Genomic DNA, 16,663 nt, shown 5'->3' with positions numbered 1-16,663 from the left:
CTCATGGCAGAGAAACCTTTAGATAAGGCATTCAAGGAACGCATTGATGCCTTTGAAAAGATTTTAGGACGGAAAATTCCCAAAAAATGTAGAGAAACTTTTGTAACTGCAATTACACACTCATCCTTTTCTGGGGAACATAAAAATTACCGCTCTAATGAAAGACTTGAGTTTCTGGGAGATTCCGTCCTCTCGCTTGCGATTACACATTATCTTCTTTGCACATACAAAGATCTAACTGAAGGTGAACTAAGTAGAAAAAGAGCATATCTTGTATCTGAAAAGAGTCTTTCAAAAAAGGCAGAAATCATTGGAATTGGCGATCTTATGCTTTTCGGTAAAGGAGAAAACAAGAGTGGTGGCAAATTCAAAGGAGCAATCCTTGCAGATGCCTTTGAAGCATTAATTGCTGCAATATTTTTGTGTTTTGGGTTTGAAGAAGCAGAAAAATTTATAACAAACATTTTTAAAACCGAACTTGAAAATGCAGGAAAAATTGAAACAGTTGATGCAAAAACAAAACTGCAAGAAACAATACAAAAGGTTATGCATAAAGTGCCCGAATATAGGATTATAAAGGAAGAAAAGATTGACGATACAAAATATTTCTTTGCCGAAGTAAGATTTAACGGAAAAGTTTTAGGAGTAGGAAAAGGCAAAACAAAGAAAGAAGCAGAAGAAAACGCTGCTGAGGTTGCACTTCAAGATGAATATATTCGAGAGATTGAAAAATCTGTTCAGTAAAAAAAATTTATCCATAGAAGAAGTTGAAGAATTTCTTATCTCGAAAAATTTTGGTGTTAGTTTTACAGAAGCGTTTATTGAAAAACTAAAAGAAAACAACGCTCACTACCTTGAACTTTTTGAAAAATTGATTCGAGAAACATTTGATTCAGTAGATCCAAAAGTTAACACAGACGAACCGAAACCAGTCATTTTTGTTTTTGCAGGATCAAATGGATCTGGTAAGACAACAAGCATCGCAAAGATTGCAAATTACTATAAAAATAGAGGATTCAGAAACATTTTACTTATAGCAGGTGATACATTTAGATCTGGCGCAACAGAACAACTATCAATTTGGGCAGAGAGATTGGGTGTCGAAATAGTGAAAGGGAAAACTGGCCAAGATCCCGCAAGTGTTGTATTTGATGGACTTTCAAAAGAAGGACCATATGACTTAATACTCATTGATACCTCTGGAAGGGTAGAAACAAACGAAAACCTTCTCAGGGAACTCACAAAAATAGAAAAGGTTGTATTAAATAAAAAAGGACATATAAATGAAGTGTTTCTTGTCCTTGATAGCCTTACCGGACTAAACGCTTTTAGTCAAATGGAAGCATTCGCAAAAGCAATAAATGTTACAGGTATTATACTTACCAAGTTTGATTCAAACAGTGCGCCAGGTGTTGTTGTTCCAATTGTTCAAACCTATAAAATTCCTGTGAAATTCCTTGGCACTGGCGAAGATATCGATAATTTAGAAGAATTTTCAGTTGATACTTACATCTCAAAATTAACGGGAGGTAATAAATGAAAAATATAACACCAAGAGAAAAGAAACTTATAAAAAAGGCACGAATAAAAGAACTACTTGAAGTTTACTCAAATTTACTTACAGATAAAGAACGTAAAATTTTAAGCCTTTATACAGATCCAGCCCTTACTGGTGCTGCTATTGCAAAGAAATTAAAAGTTTCAAGACAAGCAGTCCATGACCATATAAGACGTGGTGTAAATAAAATGGAAAGGTGCGAAACAAAGTCAAAACTATTAGAAAAAAGAAGAAAGAAAATAAAAATATTCTTAGAAATTGAAGGAATACTTTCAAAGAAAGAGCTTTCAAAAGAAGAAGTAGAAACCTTGAGTAAACTTTTCGAACAATTAAAGAATTTAGAGTAGGAGGCAAACCATTTTTGAGTCTTTAAAGGAGAGCATCAATACTCTTTTTAAAAAACTGCGTTCAAAAGGACATTTAAGCGAAAGCGATATTAAAGCAGCCGTAAAAGAAATAAGGCTCGCTTTACTTGAGGCGGATGTTAATTATAAACTTGTAAAGGAAATTATAGAAAAGGTAGAAGCCGAAGCGAAATCTTCTAAAGTGCTTGAAAGCCTTACTCCGGCAGAACAGGTTTTGTCTATTTTATATTCCACACTTGTTGAATATGTTGGACATGCAGAAAAACTAAAATTACACGGAGACAAAAATTTTATAATCCTCGTTGGTCTACAGGGAAACGGTAAGACAACAACTGCAGCAAAACTTGGATACTACCTTAAGAAAAAATTTAATTATAATCCGCTTCTTGTTCCTTTTGACTTCAAAAGGCCTGCAAGTTTTGATCAACTTATCCAACTTGGGAAGACTAATGATATTGCGTATCTTGATCTACGAAATGAAGAAAATGTCAAAAGTGCTCTTTCAAAAATCAAGCCATATATGGAAAAAAATGGTTTTAATGTTGCAATTATTGATACTGCAGGAAGAAAAGAAATTGATATCCCGCTTATGGAAGAATTAAAGTTAATAAATGACTATTTCGAAGATCCAGAAACACTTATGGTAATGGATGTTACTTTGGGACAGACCGCATTGGACATAGTAAAGGGATTTAAACAATATCTTAACATAACTGGTGGCATATTCACAAAGTTTGATTCGTCGGCAAAAGGTGGGAGTGTTTTATCTTTTAGATATGTAACAGGTAATCCTGTGAAGTTTGTTGGAACAGGTGAAAAAATTCAAGACCTTGAACTTTTTGACGGAGATGCTCTCATTTCAAGATTGCTTGGAAGAGGAGATCTAAAAGGCCTTTTCGAGAAGGCTCAGGAAGCAATATCTCTTGAAGAAAGTGAAAAAATAGCAAAAGATTTTGAAAGTGGAAGGTTCGACTTGAACGATCTTAAAATGCAACTTGAGAGTCTTCTTAAAATGGGTGGTATTTCAAAAGTATTCTCAATGCTTCCGAATTTTTCTAATATAAAGATCCCGAAGGAGTATATGGACGAAAAAGCACTCAAAAGGATGATTGCCATTATAAATGCAATGACAAAAGAAGAAAGAGCGCATCCTGAAATAATAAACGCATCAAGAAAAGAAAGAATTGCAAGAGGGACCCATGTAAGTAAGGCAGAAGTAAATCAACTTCTCAAAAATTTTGAAAACTTCAAAAAGTTATCAAAAAATTTAAAGAACCTTGATATCTCAAAATTTAGGTTTTAGTTCTCTTTCAAATTAACTACATTTATAAAATAACTCGAAACAATAACTAATATGCCACCAAGGACCGCATATAGTGTGAGTTTCTCTTTGAGAAAGACTGTCCCATAAAGAGTAGAAAAAAACGGAATAAGATAACCTATAAAAGAAGATTTTCCTGCACCAAATTTTGATATTGCATAAAAGAAATATACATAACCAAAACCATTAAGGACAACTGAAGCAAAAATAAGGGCAAAAATGGATTCATAAGTTATCTTAGGGGTCCCAATGTCAAAAATAGTGAATGAAACAAGCGAAAACAAGAAGCCAAAACTCATCAAATAAAATGACGATGTAAAAGCATCCATAAATTCTGAAATTCGCTTGAGAAGAATAACACCAACTGCATAAGAAATCGAAGCAATTACAATTAGAGATAAATTAAGCAAATTAACAGAAATTTTTGCATCCATAACTTCGTTAAAGAAAATAAAAAATACACCTAAAAATCCTAAAAGAAAATAGGGAATCAGTTTGTAATTTAATTTTTCTTTAGTAAATAAGATCGATAATATTAATGTAAAAATTGGTGAACTTGCAAGTAAGATCGATGCAACATAACTTGGAACAGTTCTCTCACCAAAGGATATAAGAAGTTGTGGTAAAAAGGTATCAAAAAATGCTGCACTTAGAATGAAAACTATGGCGTTTTTTACAAACAAAATCTTTTTCTTTAAAATAAATTTCAGGATAAAAAAAATAGATATTGCACCAATAAGAAGTTTTAATGATACAAATAAAATTGGATGAAAACTTTTTATGATGATCTTAATAAGAACATAATCTGAACCCCAAAGGAGTGAAAGTAAAACGATATTGAATGTAAAGTTTTCTTTAAGACTTTCGATTTTCGTCATTTTACATTATAAAGAGTTCTTAGAAATTAAAAACATGAGAAATAAAAAAAGCCCTGGCAGCGTCCTACTCTCCCGCACCGTCGCCGGTGCAGTACCATCGGCCCTGAAGGGCTTAACTTCCGTGTTCGGAATGGGAACGGGTGTTTCCCCTTCGGTATGGCCACCAGAGCAAAAGGATTGTACCTTCAAAACTGCATGGGGTATAGTAAGTCCTCGACCTATTAGTACCCGTCAGCTTAACGCATTGCTGCGCTTACACCTCGGGCCTATCAACCTCGTAGTCTACGAGGGGTCTTACTCCTTGCTTGCGCAAGGATGGGAGGTCTAATCTTGGGGTAGGCTTCGCGCTTTAGATGCTTTCAGCGCTTATCCAATAGAGACTTAGCTACCCAGCTCCTGCCCCTGGCGGGACAACTGGTCCACCAGCGGTCTCCTTCCCGGGGTCCTCTCGTACTACCGGGAAACCCCCTTCAAACCTCCTACGCCCGTAGCGGATTAGGACCGAACTGTCTCACGACGTTCTGAACCCAGCTCACGTACCGCTTTAACCGGCGAACAGCCGGACCCTTGGGACCTTATCCAGCCCCAGGATGCGATGAGCCGACATCGAGGTGCCAAACCTTCCCGTCGATGTGAACTCTCGGGAAAGATCAGCCTGTTATCCCCGGGGTAGCTTTTATCCGTTGAGCGACGGCGTTTCCACACACCACCGCCGGATCACTAAGCCCCACTTTCGTGTCTGTTCGACCTGTCGGTCTAAGCAGTCAAGCTCCCTTATGCCTTTGCACTCAACGGCTGATTTCCAACCAGCCTGAGGGAACCTTTGGGCACCTCCGTTACCTTTTAGGAGGCGACCGCCCCAGTCAAACTGCCCGCCTGACATTGTCCTCCCGCCCGATTAGGGCAAGGAGTTAGAACTTCAGCATACCAAGTGTGGTATTCCACCGTTGGCTCCCCCAGAGCTGGCGCCCTGGGTTCTCAGCCTCCCACATATCCTATACATGGTATACCGAAGTTCAGTATCAGGGTACAGTAAAGCTCCACGGGGTCTTTCCGTCCTGCTACGGGTAGGCCGCGTCTGCACGACCACCGTTATTTCACCGAATTCCTCTTCGAGACGGCGCTCAGATCGTTACGCTTTTCATGCGCGTCGGAACTTACCCGACAAGGTATTTCGCTACCTTAGGACCGTTATAGTTACGGCCGCCGTTCACCGGGGCTTAAGTTCGGAGCTTCGCGGGCTTACGCCCACTAACCCCTCCCTATAACCTTCCGGCACCGGGCAAGCGTCGGCCCCTATACGTCGTCTTTACGACTTAGCAGAGACCTGTGTTTTTGTTAAACAGTCGCCTGAGCCTGTTTACTGAGACCCGAAGACGCAGTAGGAAGCAATGTTCCTACCACCTCCTCAGGCACCCCTTCTCCCGAAGTTACGGGGCTAACTTGCCGAGTTCCTTGAAGAGGATTCTTTCGAACGCCTTGGGAGCGTGCTCCCCGTCTACCTGTGTTGGATTGCGGTACGGGCGCACATCTTCCTCGTTAGAGGTTTTTCTCGTGAGTGTGGAATCAGCCACTTCGCCTTGCGGCTCCCCATCGCTTCTCGGAGTTAACGCATCCAGGGATTTGCCTCCGGATGCCTCCTACCAGCTTGGACGCGGACGACCAGAACCGCGCTTGGCCTATCCTCCTCCGTCACCCCTTCCTGATAGCGGAAGATATGCGGTACAGGAATATTAACCTGTTGTCCATCACCTACGCCTTTCGGCCTCGGCTTAGGCCCGACTAACCCTGGGCGGACGAACCTTCCCCAGGAAACCTTAGACTTACGGCGGCAGGGATTCTCGCCCTGCTTTTCGTTACTCAACCCAAGATTCTCACTTCCAGTCGCTCCAGCACTCCTCACGGTATGCCTTCTCAGCAACTGGAACGCTCGCCTACCGCTCAAGATGTCCGAAGACACCTTGAACCCGCTGCTTCGGTAGTAGACTTAGCCCCGAACATTTTCGGCGCAGGACCGCTCGACTAGTGAGCTGTTACGCACTCTTTAAAGGATAGCTGCTTCTAAGCTAACCTCCTAGCTGTCTAAGCAGTCCCACATCCTTTGATGCACTTAGTCTACTTTAGGGACCTTAGCAGACGATCTGGGTTGTTCCCCTACTCGACGATGGACCTTAGAGCCCACCGACTCACTGGTAGGATACGGCAATGCGGTATTCGCAGTTTGGTTGGGTTCGGAAGTCTGGTAAGACCCCTAGCCCATCCAGAGCTCTACCCCCGCATGCTAATTTCCTACCGCTGCACCTAAATGCATTTCGGCGAGAACTAGCTATCTCCAGGTTCGGTTAGAATTTCTCTCCTACCCACAGCTCATCCGACGAGTTTTTTCCCCCGACCGGTTCGGGCCTCCACGGGCTCTTACACCCGTTTCACCCTGGCCATGGGTTGGCCACCTGGTTTCGAGTCTGATGACAGCGACTAACGCCCTATTCGGACTCGCTTTCGCTACGGCTCCGGGTTTCACCCCTTAGCCTTGCCACTGCCATCAACTCCTTGGGTCATACTTCAATAGGCACGCAGTCAGGCTGAAGCATTGCTGCTTCATAGCCCTCCTACCCATTGTAGGCACATGGTTTCAGGTTCTATTTCACTCCCCTCCCGGGGTTCTTTTCACCTTTCCCTCGCGGTACTATGTTCACTATCGGTCGCCGGAGTATTTAGCCTTGGAAGGTGGTCCTCCCTGATTCCCGCAGGGTTCCTCGTGTCCCGCGGTACTTGGGATCAAGCCTAGGAGTAAACTGCTTTTCGCCTACGGGACTATCACCCTCTTTGGTTGCTCTTTCCAAAGCATTCGGCTAAGCAGTTTATTTCTCACTCCATACTCTCCTCACGGGGAGAGACGGCTTGTCCCGCTACCCCGTTTGTGCAACGCCCGTGAGCTTTTACACACAAACGGTTTAGGCTGTTCCCCTTTCGCTCGCCACTACTCAGGGAATCTCTGTTGATTTCTTTTCCTCAAGGTACTAAGATGTTTCAGTTCCCTTGGTTCCCCTCCTTGCCCTATGTGTTCAGGCAAGGATGTGAGGGTTTTACCCTCACGGGTTTCCCCATTCGGACATCCACGGATCACAGCTTGTTTTGCAGCTCCCCGTGGCCTATCGCAGGCTTGCTGCGTCCTTCATCGGCTCCGTGCGCCAAGGCATCCACCATGTGCCCTTACTAACTTACTATACCCACATGCAGTTTTCAAGGTACAATCCACATTAACAGCGGAGGGACTGTGCCCTCAAAACTAAACAGCGAAAAGTAAGACCCAGAATAAGTTTCGATACGAAACTTAAACACACCGATTGTAAGGATGCTCCTTAGAAAGGAGGTGATCCAGGCGCACGTTCTCGTACACCTACCTTGTTACGACTTCACCCTCCTCATCACGCACACCTTCGTGACTCACCGAGCCACTTCGGGTGCACGCAACTCGGGTGGTGTGACGGGCGGTGTGTACAAGACCCGGGAACGTATTCATCGCCGTATAGCTGACCGGCGGTTACTAGCAACTCCAGCTTCATGAGGGTGAGTTGCAACCCTCAATCCGTACTGGGGTCGGTTTTTTGCGATTAGCTCCCCATTACTGGTTTGCAACGCATTGTCCCGACCATTGTCGCATGTGTGTAGCCCTGGGCATAAGGGCCATGAGGATTTGACGTCATCCCCACCTTCCTCCAGCTTATCGCTGGCAGTCCCCTTAGAGTGCATAGGCCGAAGCCTATTAGCAACTAAGGGCAGGGGTTGCGCTCGTTCACGGACTTAACCGTACATCTCACGACACGAGCTGACGACAACCATGCAGCACCTGTGCATGTGCCATAGGGTGTAACCCCTATGGGGGCCCGAGTTTCTTCAGGCTTTCACATGCATGTCAAGCCCAGGTAAGGTTCTTCGTGTAGCATCGAATTAAACCACATGCCTCGCTGCTTGTGCGGGTCCCCGTCAATTCCTTTGAGTTTCAACCTTGCGGCCGTACTCCCCAGGTGGGGTGCTTAACGCGTTAGCTACGGCACTGAGGGAATTACCCCCCAACACCAAGCACCCATCGTTTAGGGCGTGGACTACCAGGGTATCTAATCCTGTTTGCTCCCCACGCTTTCGTACCTGAGCGTCAGAGACAGGCCAGGGAGCCGCCTTCGCCACTGGTGTTCCTCCCGATATCTACGGATTTTACCCCTACACCGGGAATTCCACTCCCCTCTCCTGCTCTCTAGACTTGTAGTATTGAATGCAAGCTCAAGGTTGAGCCCTGAGTTTTTACATCCAACTTACAAGTCCGCCTGCGTACCCTTTACACCCAGTGATTCCGGATAACGCTCGCCCCCTACGTTTTACCGCAGCTGCTGGCACGTAGTTGGCTGGGGCTTATTCGCAAGGTACCATCAAGGATAGGGCCCTATTCGAACCCCTCCCTTTTTCCCTTGCAAAAGGAGTTTACGACCTTTCGGCCTTCGTCCTCCACGCGGCGTCGCTGGTTCAGGCTTTCGCCCATTGACCAAGATTCCCCACTGCTGCCTCCCGTAGGAGTCTGGGCCGTGTCTCAGTCCCAATGTGGCTGACCACCCTCTCAGGCCAGCTACCCGTCATAGCCTTGGTGAGCCATTACCTCACCAACTAGCTGATAGGAGATGAGCCCATCCTGAAGCGGTAGCTTGCGCCACCTTTCTTTGGAGAACCGAAGTCCTCCAACATTATCGGGTATTACCCATCCTTTCGGATGGCTATCCCCGTCTACAGGGCAGGTTACTCATCCATTACTCACCCGTTTGCCGCTAAGAAGACTCCTGTGTTGCCACAGGAAATCTTCTCCGCTCGACTTGCATGTGTAAGGCACGCCGCCAGCGTTCATCCTGAGCCAGGATCAAACTCTCCGAAAAAATATTCAAAGGGCCTTACTTTCGCTGTTTAGTTTTCAAGGTACAATCCACTGTACCAACTTGCCTATCTTCCATAGGCACACTATTATACTACTTTTTAGTCTCTTGTCAAGGGGGTAACCCCAAGACTTTCTACTTTTTTCAAGGTGCCTTGCTCAAGTTTCATTTTCTTGAGTCTCAGCGATTACAATAATACCAAAAACTATATACCATGTCAAGGGGGGATAAGAGGTTTTTCAAAAATTCTTTCAAAATTCCTTACAAACCTTGTTATAATGCTTATTAATTAACATTCTTTTCCATAGAAAACAAGAAAAATATAAGCAGATTTTATAATATCAAATTTCTATGAAAGCCTTTCAAATACAATGTTTTCCAAACTTTACAGCTAAATTCTGGGTAAAAATATTGAGCAACAAATTCTTAATATACAAAATTTTTAAACTTCAAAGGCTAGTGCATTATCTTTTTAGGTATTGCTCTTTTACTTTCCTAAAGTGGTCACTTTCTACTTTTGAGAAGATACAACCACAATAATTTTGCCTGTAAAGTCCGTAGTATTTGCTTAAAACTACACTTGCCTTAAAGCCATTCTTCTTTTTAAAATCAATTTCAAGAAATTTTACACCATATTTGTTTTCAAGATCGTAAGCGATTTCAAAAACCCAGTCAGATCTTTTATGAGGACTAATTGTTATGGTTGTTGTAAAATAATCAAAATTAAGATCGTATGCAAGTTTTGCAGTTTTTTCAAGACGTTCCTTATAGCAAAGATAACATCTTTTTCCACCTTCGTTTTCTCTTTCAAGTCCCTTGACCATATGGAACCAGTTTTTCAAAACTTCATCGCTATATTCACCCTCGATGAGAGGGAAATTTTGGTATTTTGAAAGTTTTCTTATTTCTTCAAGTCTTTTTTCATACTCTTCCTTAGGATGGATATTTGGATTGTAGAAAAATCCCGTGACATCGTAACGAAGGCCTCTAAGAAGAAGCACAGGATAGGTTGCATCCGGTGCACAACAAATATGCAAAAGCACTTTTTCAAAATTTCCCCGTGGCAGGTTTTGTTTAATTCTATCTTTCATATTACAATTATAGTATGAAAGTGATTTTGCAAATACTAAGCAATAATATATTAATAACCTCTATAATCTCAAATTTTGTTGCACAGGCGCTAAAAGTGTTATTTACATTTCTTGTCGAGAAAAAATGGGACTTACAAATGTTTATTTCAACAGGTGGTAATCCAAGCTCTCATACTGCAACAGTAACAACACTCACTATCCTTTTAGGAGTAAAATATGGGTTTGACTCTCCTTATTTTGCAATTGCATTCATATTTTCTGCAGTTGTAGTTGTAGATGCAATTTCCGTAAGAAGAGAAGTCGGAAAACATGCAAAAACAATGAACGATATATTTTTTGAAACACCTCTTGGAAAAAGATTAAGGGAATCTATAGATATTGAGGTTTTTAAGGAACTTGTAGGTCACTCTGGAATAGAGGTTTTTATAGGTTTCCTTTTGGGATTACTTATTGCAACTATCGATATAATATTTTTCCTATAACTAAATTTACATATCGAGCGAAAGATCAAATCTATACTGGAGCGCCTCTGCAATATGCGGGAGTTTTACCTCTGCACTGCCATCGAGATCTGCAATAGTTCGAGCAACTTTAAGTACCTTATCATATCCTCTACCTGTAAGACCAAGCCTTGCAGAAGCATTCTCAAGGAATATTTTCTCTTCATGACCTAACTTTATAAAGGTTTTGATTGTTCTTGGTGTAAGAGTTGCATTATTTTTAACTTTTGTGCCTTTGTACCTCTCTTGCTGAATTGCACGGGCTTTTATCACTCTGTCTCTTATCGCTTTTGACGATTCGGATTTTGTATCACCTACAAGTTCGTTAGGTAAAAGTCTTGGGACTTCAATTTGAATATCAAAGCGATCCCATATAGGGCCTGATACTCTACTTCTATAGCGTTTAATTTCAGATATAGAACAAGTGCATGCATGTTCTTTGTCGCCATACCACCCACAAGGACATGGATTCATTGCGGCAACGAGCATAAAATTTGAAGGAAACATAATTCGCTCTTTTGCTCTTGTTATAACAACAAAACCATCTTCCATTGGTTGCCTCAGAGATTCCAAAACATCTTTCCTAAATTCTGGTAGTTCATCTAAAAACAAAACACCATTATGTGCAAGACTTACCTCTCCAGGTCTTATAGGATTTCCTCCGCCAATAATTGAGGGAAGAGTAGCAGAAGAGTGAGGTGACCTAAATGGTCTTTTCTTTGCAACGCCACTTGCAAGCAAATTTGAAACACTATAAATTTTTGTTATTTCAAGAGATTCATCTTTTGATAGTGGTGGAAAAATTGAAGGGATCCTTCTTGCAAGCAAGGTTTTGCCAGATCCAGGTGAACCAATCATAACAATATTATGCCCTCCTGCAACCGCTATCTCAATTGCCCTCTTTGCTTGGTATTGACCTTTTATGTCTGAAAAGTCTTCTTCTTCTGCAAACTCACCTTGAAGAATCTCTGTTAAGTTAGTCTTTATGGGTTCAATTATTCTATCTCCATTGATGAATTCAACGACTTCCTTCAAGTGCTTTACAAAGTATATATCCACATCTTCAACAATGCTAATCTCATCTATTAAATCATATGGTGCAATTACTTTTGATCCTTTCTTAAGAGCAGAAATCATTGGTAATGCACCAACAATTTTCCGGATGCTTCCATCAAGAGAAAGTTCTCCTAAAAAATAAAAATCACTTACCTTATCAAGATTCTTTATAATTCCTACAATCGAAAGAATTCCCACTGCAATAGGTAAGTCAAAGTAGGTTCCATCTTTTCTTACGTCGGCGGGCGCAAGATTTACCGTAATTTTTCGAATTGGAAATTCAAAATTTGAATTCTTAATTGCTGCTCTAACACGTTCTTTTGATTCTTCAACACTTTCAGTGGGAAGTCCAACAATTGTAAATGATGGAAGTCCACTTCCTATGTCAACCTCAACAAGGACTTCTACCCCATCTATGCCTGTTAAAGTCATTGTTTTAACCTTGGAAAGCATTATGGCCTCACAACATACGTTTCATCATCAAAATAGAGAGAACGATCCCAACTAACGCTTTCGACTATCTTTGGTTTTGCAGTATCAATAAGTTCAACTCTTATAAATGTAGACCTATACCATGAAATCGTTGGAGGTAAAACCTCAACAGGAGACTTTTCAACTACGTAATATCCCTCGTGGAGAATTCTTTCTCCAACAAGGAGATACTCGTTAAAGTCTCTTAGCATATCCGTAATCACAAGGTTCATTTCAAGAAGATCTCTTTCAATTTCATACCACTTTTTTAGAGACGATTCAAAATGGCTTAATCCAAAATACCCTGCAGCACCTTTTCCCTTAAGCGATTGGACACATCTTGAAAGGAACAGTCTCATGCCTTTAACCGTTTCAACTGGGTCAGTTAAAAATGTATCGAATTTATTTACAAATTTTTCATCCAATTTATTTGACGCATTATATTCATACGCTTCAATATTCAAATTATATTTCTTAGAGACTTCTTTTATATACTCTATAATTCTTCGGTCAACATCAAAAACTACAACCCTTTTGGGCATTTTTGATAAAGCAAATACAATGCTTGTTAAATCATCGTCTCCAAGGAAAAATATCTCTCTCCCCTCAAGGTCGCCTCTTTCATATACAAATTCAAGTCGTCTTACTGAATTTTCTTCGCTTACAACGCCCTGATCAAACTCGGTTGTTTCCATGGGCCTATTTGCAAAAATTTCTTTGAAAACATCAAGAATTTCTTTAAAATTTTTTGGATCGTAAATTTTTCCCCTGCAGTATTCACACTTTGTATCAATATAAGGAATTGCATTTTCTTTTATTAATTCATCGATTCCCTTTTCTGTAATTTTAATTTTATTTTTACTATATTCAATTAATCCTTTATCTTTGAGGCTATTAAGTGTTTCGTATGTATTTTTTATATCATTGTCCTGCATTATTACAAGTTCCCAGACATCAAGAGGCTTTTTCCACACGGCTCTCAAAATCTGAAGGCTCGTTCTATCCATAACAACCTCCCACGTTAAAATTTTTAAATCTATCACATTTTAACATAATTGACTATTTTTAGAAAAAATTATTCGTAGTATAATTTTGTTGTGGTAAAAGGAGTCGGTATCGACATTGTAAGCGTAAAACGGATTGAGAAAATTCTTAATACTTATGGATATAGGTTTATTAAGAGAATATTAAGCGATAGCGAATTAAAAGAATTGGAGAAAAAAGGAAACACTGCCGAATTTCTTGCTGGGCGATTTGCTGTAAAAGAGGCAATAACAAAAACACTTGATAAAGCAACTCCATTTAACCAGATTGAAATTATCTACAATGAAAACTCAAAGCCTATGGTAAGAAATTTCCCAGATATTTTTATTTCGATTTCTCATGAGAAAGATTTTGCAATAGCAGTCGCTATAAGGGTAAAAATATGAAGGTTGCAACAGGCGAAGAAATTAAAAGATTGGACAAGCTTGCAGTAAGTTTAGGAGTAAAAGAAGAAATCCTTATGGAGAATGCAGGCTATTCTGTATTCTCATTTTTAAAGGAGAAATTTGGTCTTACGAAAAAATTTTTAATATTTGCAGGCTCCGGAAATAATGGCGGAGATGCATTTGTTGTTGCAAGATTGCTTGCATCATTTAATGCTTCCGTGACCCTCTTCACCGTTTCCGATTTAACAAACCTCAAGGAAAGCGCTAAGAAAAATTTTGAACTTCTTAAAAATTATCCTGTTGAAATTCTTGAATTTGAATCAGTTAACAGGGTTCTTCTCTCTGCAATAAGAGAGACAGATGTAATAGTTGATGGCATTTTTGGAACAGGATTAAATAGAAGAATTGAAGGAAAAATTGCAGAACTTATTGTTGAAATCAATAATTCAGGAAAACCAGTTGTTGCAATAGATATACCTTCGGGTATTTCCGCAAATACAGGTGCGGTTTTAGGAGTCGCAATTAAAGCAACATATACAATCACAATGGGTCTTCCAAAAAGGGGATTCTTTGCATTTCCTGGATGCGATTATGTAGGAAAAATTATTGTAAGTCATATTTCATATCCACCAGAATTAACATTTTCTAAAGACATTTCCGTGGAAATAAAAATTGTTGAACCTTATCCGGAACGTCCGACGAATGCACACAAAGGACTTCTCGGTAAGGCACTTTTTATTTCAGGATCATCTTTCTATACAGGCGCACCATATTTTAATGCACTGTCTTTTCTTAAAAGCGGAGGAGGGATTTCTTTTCTTGCTACAACCGAAAACGTTTCAAGAATCGTTTCGCAAAGATCACCGGAAATTGTGCAAATTCCATTAAAAGAAAACATGCAAGGTGCAATTGCAAAAGAAAATATTGAAAAAATATTAGAATTTTCAAAAAATGTTGATATTGTTGCAATTGGATCAGGTCTTTCGGTTGATGATGATACAGAACAATTGGTTTTAGATGTTGTAGATAAGGTTGAAAAGCCTCTTATAATTGATGGAGATGCAATAACAATTATTGCAAGGCACAAAGAAGTCCTTAAAAAAAGAAAATTTGATACCGTTCTTACACCTCATATGGGTGAATTTTCCCGCCTTACAGGAGTAAGTATCGACGAAATAAAAAAAGATAAGTTTTCTGCGCTATTTATGGCAATGGAAGAGATTCCACACACTATTGTTTTAAAGGGAGAATATACTCTCATTGGTTCTAAAGGAAACATCTATATTAACACTTCAGGAAATCCTGTGCTTGGAACTGCAGGAAGCGGCGATGTGCTCGTTGGAACAATTGCAAGTTGCATTGTGCGAAAAGCAAATACAGTTGAAGGAACTATTTTAGGGGCATATATTCATGGGCTTTCGGGAGATCTTCTTGCAAAAGAATTTAGGGAAGGACTTACTGCTGAGGACATTTTGCAAAATATTCCAAATGCAATAAGATATTATTGGATGCACTATAAAGAGTTAGAGGGGGCACTATATGAAGGATTATGAAATTGTTGAGCGTTTACAGGAAATAAAAGAAAAACTTAATGTAAGACCTTATGCCCCAATACTCAACATTTTATTTCTTACATACAACCTCTTACTTAAAAATTATGATACACTTGAATCGCATGCAGAAACACTTTCAATGGATGCACCAACGCCATCCTCCTTTTATGAACTCTTTAGAGGTATTGCATACCTTACGAAAGGGAAATACATGGATGCAAATGTTGCATTCAAATATGCCCTAAGTATTGATCCAGAAAATCATTACGGCTATCTATTTAAAGGAATAGTAAATATCAAAGAAGGGAAAATTACAAAAGAACTTTTTGCAAAAGCAGTTACACTTGCTCCAAAATATGAAAAGGAAATCCTAAAAGAAATTACTAATGTAGAGGAAGATGAAAAACTAAAAATAATCACATCTGAGGAAAATATTTCAAGGAAAGAATTTATAAATATTCTTGAAGAACTTGATAGGACAGCAAAATCTGACCCAATTCTTAAAGTAACTCTTACTGAAGCGTATTTAAGAGTAGGAGAATATAAGAATGTCTTGCCACTTCTTGAAAATATCTTAGTAAACTATCCAAACTATCCACATGCTTTGTACCTAATGGGACGTATTATTGATGAATACCTTGGGAATCACGAAAAGGCAAGCGACTACTTCAGAAAAACAGTCGAAATTAATCCCCTCTGTAGATTTGCCATTGTCCCGGTTGAGGAAGAAAGATTATTCAAAATTAGCGAATTAAACGAACTAAAGAATCTATACAGAACCGAAATGCCTATTATTAAATTCTTCAAAGAAGAATTTAATAAATTAAAAATGGAAATGGGTGAATCGCAAATACAAGGAAATCAAAGCACAACTTCCCAACCTCAAAACATACAAACTCAGAAAGAGATTTTTGACAGAACTGATAAAATTACCGCAAAAATAGACAAAACTATTGAGGAACCTTTTGAAACACCTGAGCAAAAAGTAGAGCTTTCAGAAGAAAAGGGCCAAAACAGGATTGAGGATCTTTATATTGGTATAAACCTTCTAAAAGAGAAAAAATACGAAGAAGCCCTAAAGTTTTTCTTAAATAAACTTAAAGAGTCTCAAAATAAAGAAAAATAGAAAGAAAAAAGACATACTAATATCTACCATACCTCCTGTTTTAAACCCAATAATATGGAATCTTCGTGAAGTAATTGGATATAAAATCGGTATTCCCTCAACTGTTGTAAAGTCAAGAAATATGTGTGAAAACGTCCCAACTATAAAAGGCATGATTCCAAAATTTCTAAACATAAGATAATATACGCCAAAAATTACACAATAAATAAATGGCGTATGCAAGATTCCTCTATGTTTTAAATTTCTCCCCCTACTTTTCATTGCTCTCGAAAGTATACCAAATGTGTCAATATCAGGAAAAAGACTTCCAAAAGATACAAGTGCAATATCAGGAAGACTTGTATTCCCTTCCAGAAAAAGGGCAAACGTTAAATGCGTAAATCCAAGCATAAGAA

Annotated in this window: 13 protein-coding genes and 3 rRNA genes; 8 read left to right on the top strand and 8 right to left on the bottom strand. The window is 39.7% G+C overall.

What is annotated here, in order from left to right; genetic code table 11:
• Positions 1–3 precede the first annotated feature (3 nt).
• From rnc to CSE_RS02645, 4 genes are read left to right on the top strand one after another with little or no spacing between them, the layout of a single operon-like run.
• On the top strand, positions 4–744 hold the full coding sequence (rnc, locus tag CSE_RS02660; RefSeq protein ID WP_014453104.1) for a ribonuclease III: 741 nt from the start codon (positions 4–6) through the stop codon (positions 742–744).
• Entirely contained in the window at positions 707–1,540 is an 834-nt protein-coding gene (locus CSE_RS02655) for a zeta toxin family protein (protein WP_014453103.1), read from the top strand. The genes rnc and CSE_RS02655 overlap by 38 nt, the downstream gene beginning before the upstream one ends.
• Positions 1,537–1,905, top strand: coding sequence for a sigma factor-like helix-turn-helix DNA-binding protein (locus CSE_RS02650; RefSeq protein ID WP_014453102.1), 369 nt, complete (start codon positions 1,537–1,539; stop codon positions 1,903–1,905). The genes CSE_RS02655 and CSE_RS02650 overlap by 4 nt, the downstream gene beginning before the upstream one ends.
• A gap of 10 nt (positions 1,906–1,915) precedes the next feature.
• Entirely contained in the window at positions 1,916–3,226 is a 1,311-nt protein-coding gene (locus CSE_RS02645) for a signal recognition particle protein (RefSeq protein ID WP_041726035.1), read from the top strand.
• Here CSE_RS02645 and CSE_RS02640 read toward each other — a convergent pair.
• The 5 genes from CSE_RS02640 to CSE_RS02620 form a co-directional block, all read right to left on the bottom strand.
• The gene (locus CSE_RS02640; protein ID WP_014453100.1) at positions 3,223–4,122 is read right to left on the bottom strand and encodes a DMT family transporter; all 900 of its coding nucleotides are present in this window, start codon (positions 4,120–4,122) and stop codon (positions 3,223–3,225) included. The two genes, CSE_RS02645 and CSE_RS02640, sit on opposite strands and share 4 nt — an antisense overlap.
• Positions 4,123–4,173: 51 nt before the next feature.
• Positions 4,174–4,290: ribosomal RNA gene (gene rrf, locus CSE_RS02635) — 5S ribosomal RNA — on the bottom strand.
• 33 nt (positions 4,291–4,323) lie between these two features.
• Positions 4,324–7,349 (bottom strand): 23S ribosomal RNA (locus CSE_RS02630).
• 139 nt (positions 7,350–7,488) lie between these two features.
• Positions 7,489–9,044, bottom strand: a 16S ribosomal RNA gene (locus tag CSE_RS02625).
• The 16S, 23S and 5S rRNA genes sit together here, the layout of an rRNA operon.
• A 461-nt stretch (positions 9,045–9,505) precedes the next feature.
• Entirely contained in the window at positions 9,506–10,132 is a 627-nt protein-coding gene (locus CSE_RS02620) for an epoxyqueuosine reductase QueH (protein WP_014453098.1), read from the bottom strand.
• 14 nt (positions 10,133–10,146) lie between these two features.
• On the opposite strand from CSE_RS02620, the gene CSE_RS02615 reads away from it, so the two are divergent.
• Positions 10,147–10,614: a divergent PAP2 family protein gene (locus CSE_RS02615; RefSeq protein WP_014453097.1), complete on the top strand. Its 468-nt coding sequence runs from the start codon at positions 10,147–10,149 to the stop codon at positions 10,612–10,614.
• 6 nt (positions 10,615–10,620) lie between these two features.
• Here the strand turns inward: CSE_RS02615 and CSE_RS02610 are convergent, their stop codons facing one another.
• Entirely contained in the window at positions 10,621–12,141 is a 1,521-nt protein-coding gene (locus CSE_RS02610; protein ID WP_014453096.1) for a YifB family Mg chelatase-like AAA ATPase, read from the bottom strand.
• Positions 12,141–13,166, bottom strand: a complete 1,026-nt coding sequence (locus CSE_RS02605) for a bis-aminopropyl spermidine synthase family protein (RefSeq protein ID WP_050981308.1) — start codon at positions 13,164–13,166, stop codon at positions 12,141–12,143. Before CSE_RS02605 ends, CSE_RS02610 begins: the two co-directional genes overlap by 1 nt.
• A gap of 90 nt (positions 13,167–13,256) precedes the next feature.
• Between CSE_RS02605 and acpS the strand changes: the two genes are divergently transcribed.
• Genes acpS through CSE_RS02590 form a run of 3 tightly spaced genes read left to right on the top strand, consistent with a single transcriptional unit; the run spans position 13,257 to position 16,268 of the window.
• Positions 13,257–13,589, top strand: a complete 333-nt coding sequence (gene acpS, locus CSE_RS02600; RefSeq protein WP_014453094.1) for a holo-ACP synthase — start codon at positions 13,257–13,259, stop codon at positions 13,587–13,589.
• Positions 13,586–15,142, top strand: a complete 1,557-nt coding sequence (locus CSE_RS02595; protein ID WP_014453093.1) for a bifunctional ADP-dependent NAD(P)H-hydrate dehydratase/NAD(P)H-hydrate epimerase — start codon at positions 13,586–13,588, stop codon at positions 15,140–15,142. The genes acpS and CSE_RS02595 overlap by 4 nt, the downstream gene beginning before the upstream one ends.
• A complete protein-coding gene (locus CSE_RS02590; RefSeq protein ID WP_014453092.1) occupies positions 15,129–16,268 on the top strand; it encodes a tetratricopeptide repeat protein in 1,140 nt (379 codons plus the stop codon). Before CSE_RS02595 ends, CSE_RS02590 begins: the two co-directional genes overlap by 14 nt.
• Here the strand turns inward: CSE_RS02590 and CSE_RS02585 are convergent.
• Entirely contained in the window at positions 16,230–16,658 is a 429-nt protein-coding gene (locus CSE_RS02585; RefSeq protein ID WP_014453091.1) for a metal-dependent hydrolase, read from the bottom strand. The genes CSE_RS02590 and CSE_RS02585 overlap by 39 nt on opposite strands.
• Positions 16,659–16,663: the final 5 nt, after the last annotated feature.

It is taken from the genome of Caldisericum exile AZM16c01, assembly GCF_000284335.1.
Classification (GTDB): Bacteria; Caldisericota; Caldisericia; order Caldisericales; family Caldisericaceae; genus Caldisericum; species Caldisericum exile.
This window is presented reverse-complemented; position numbering and strand designations above follow the sequence as displayed.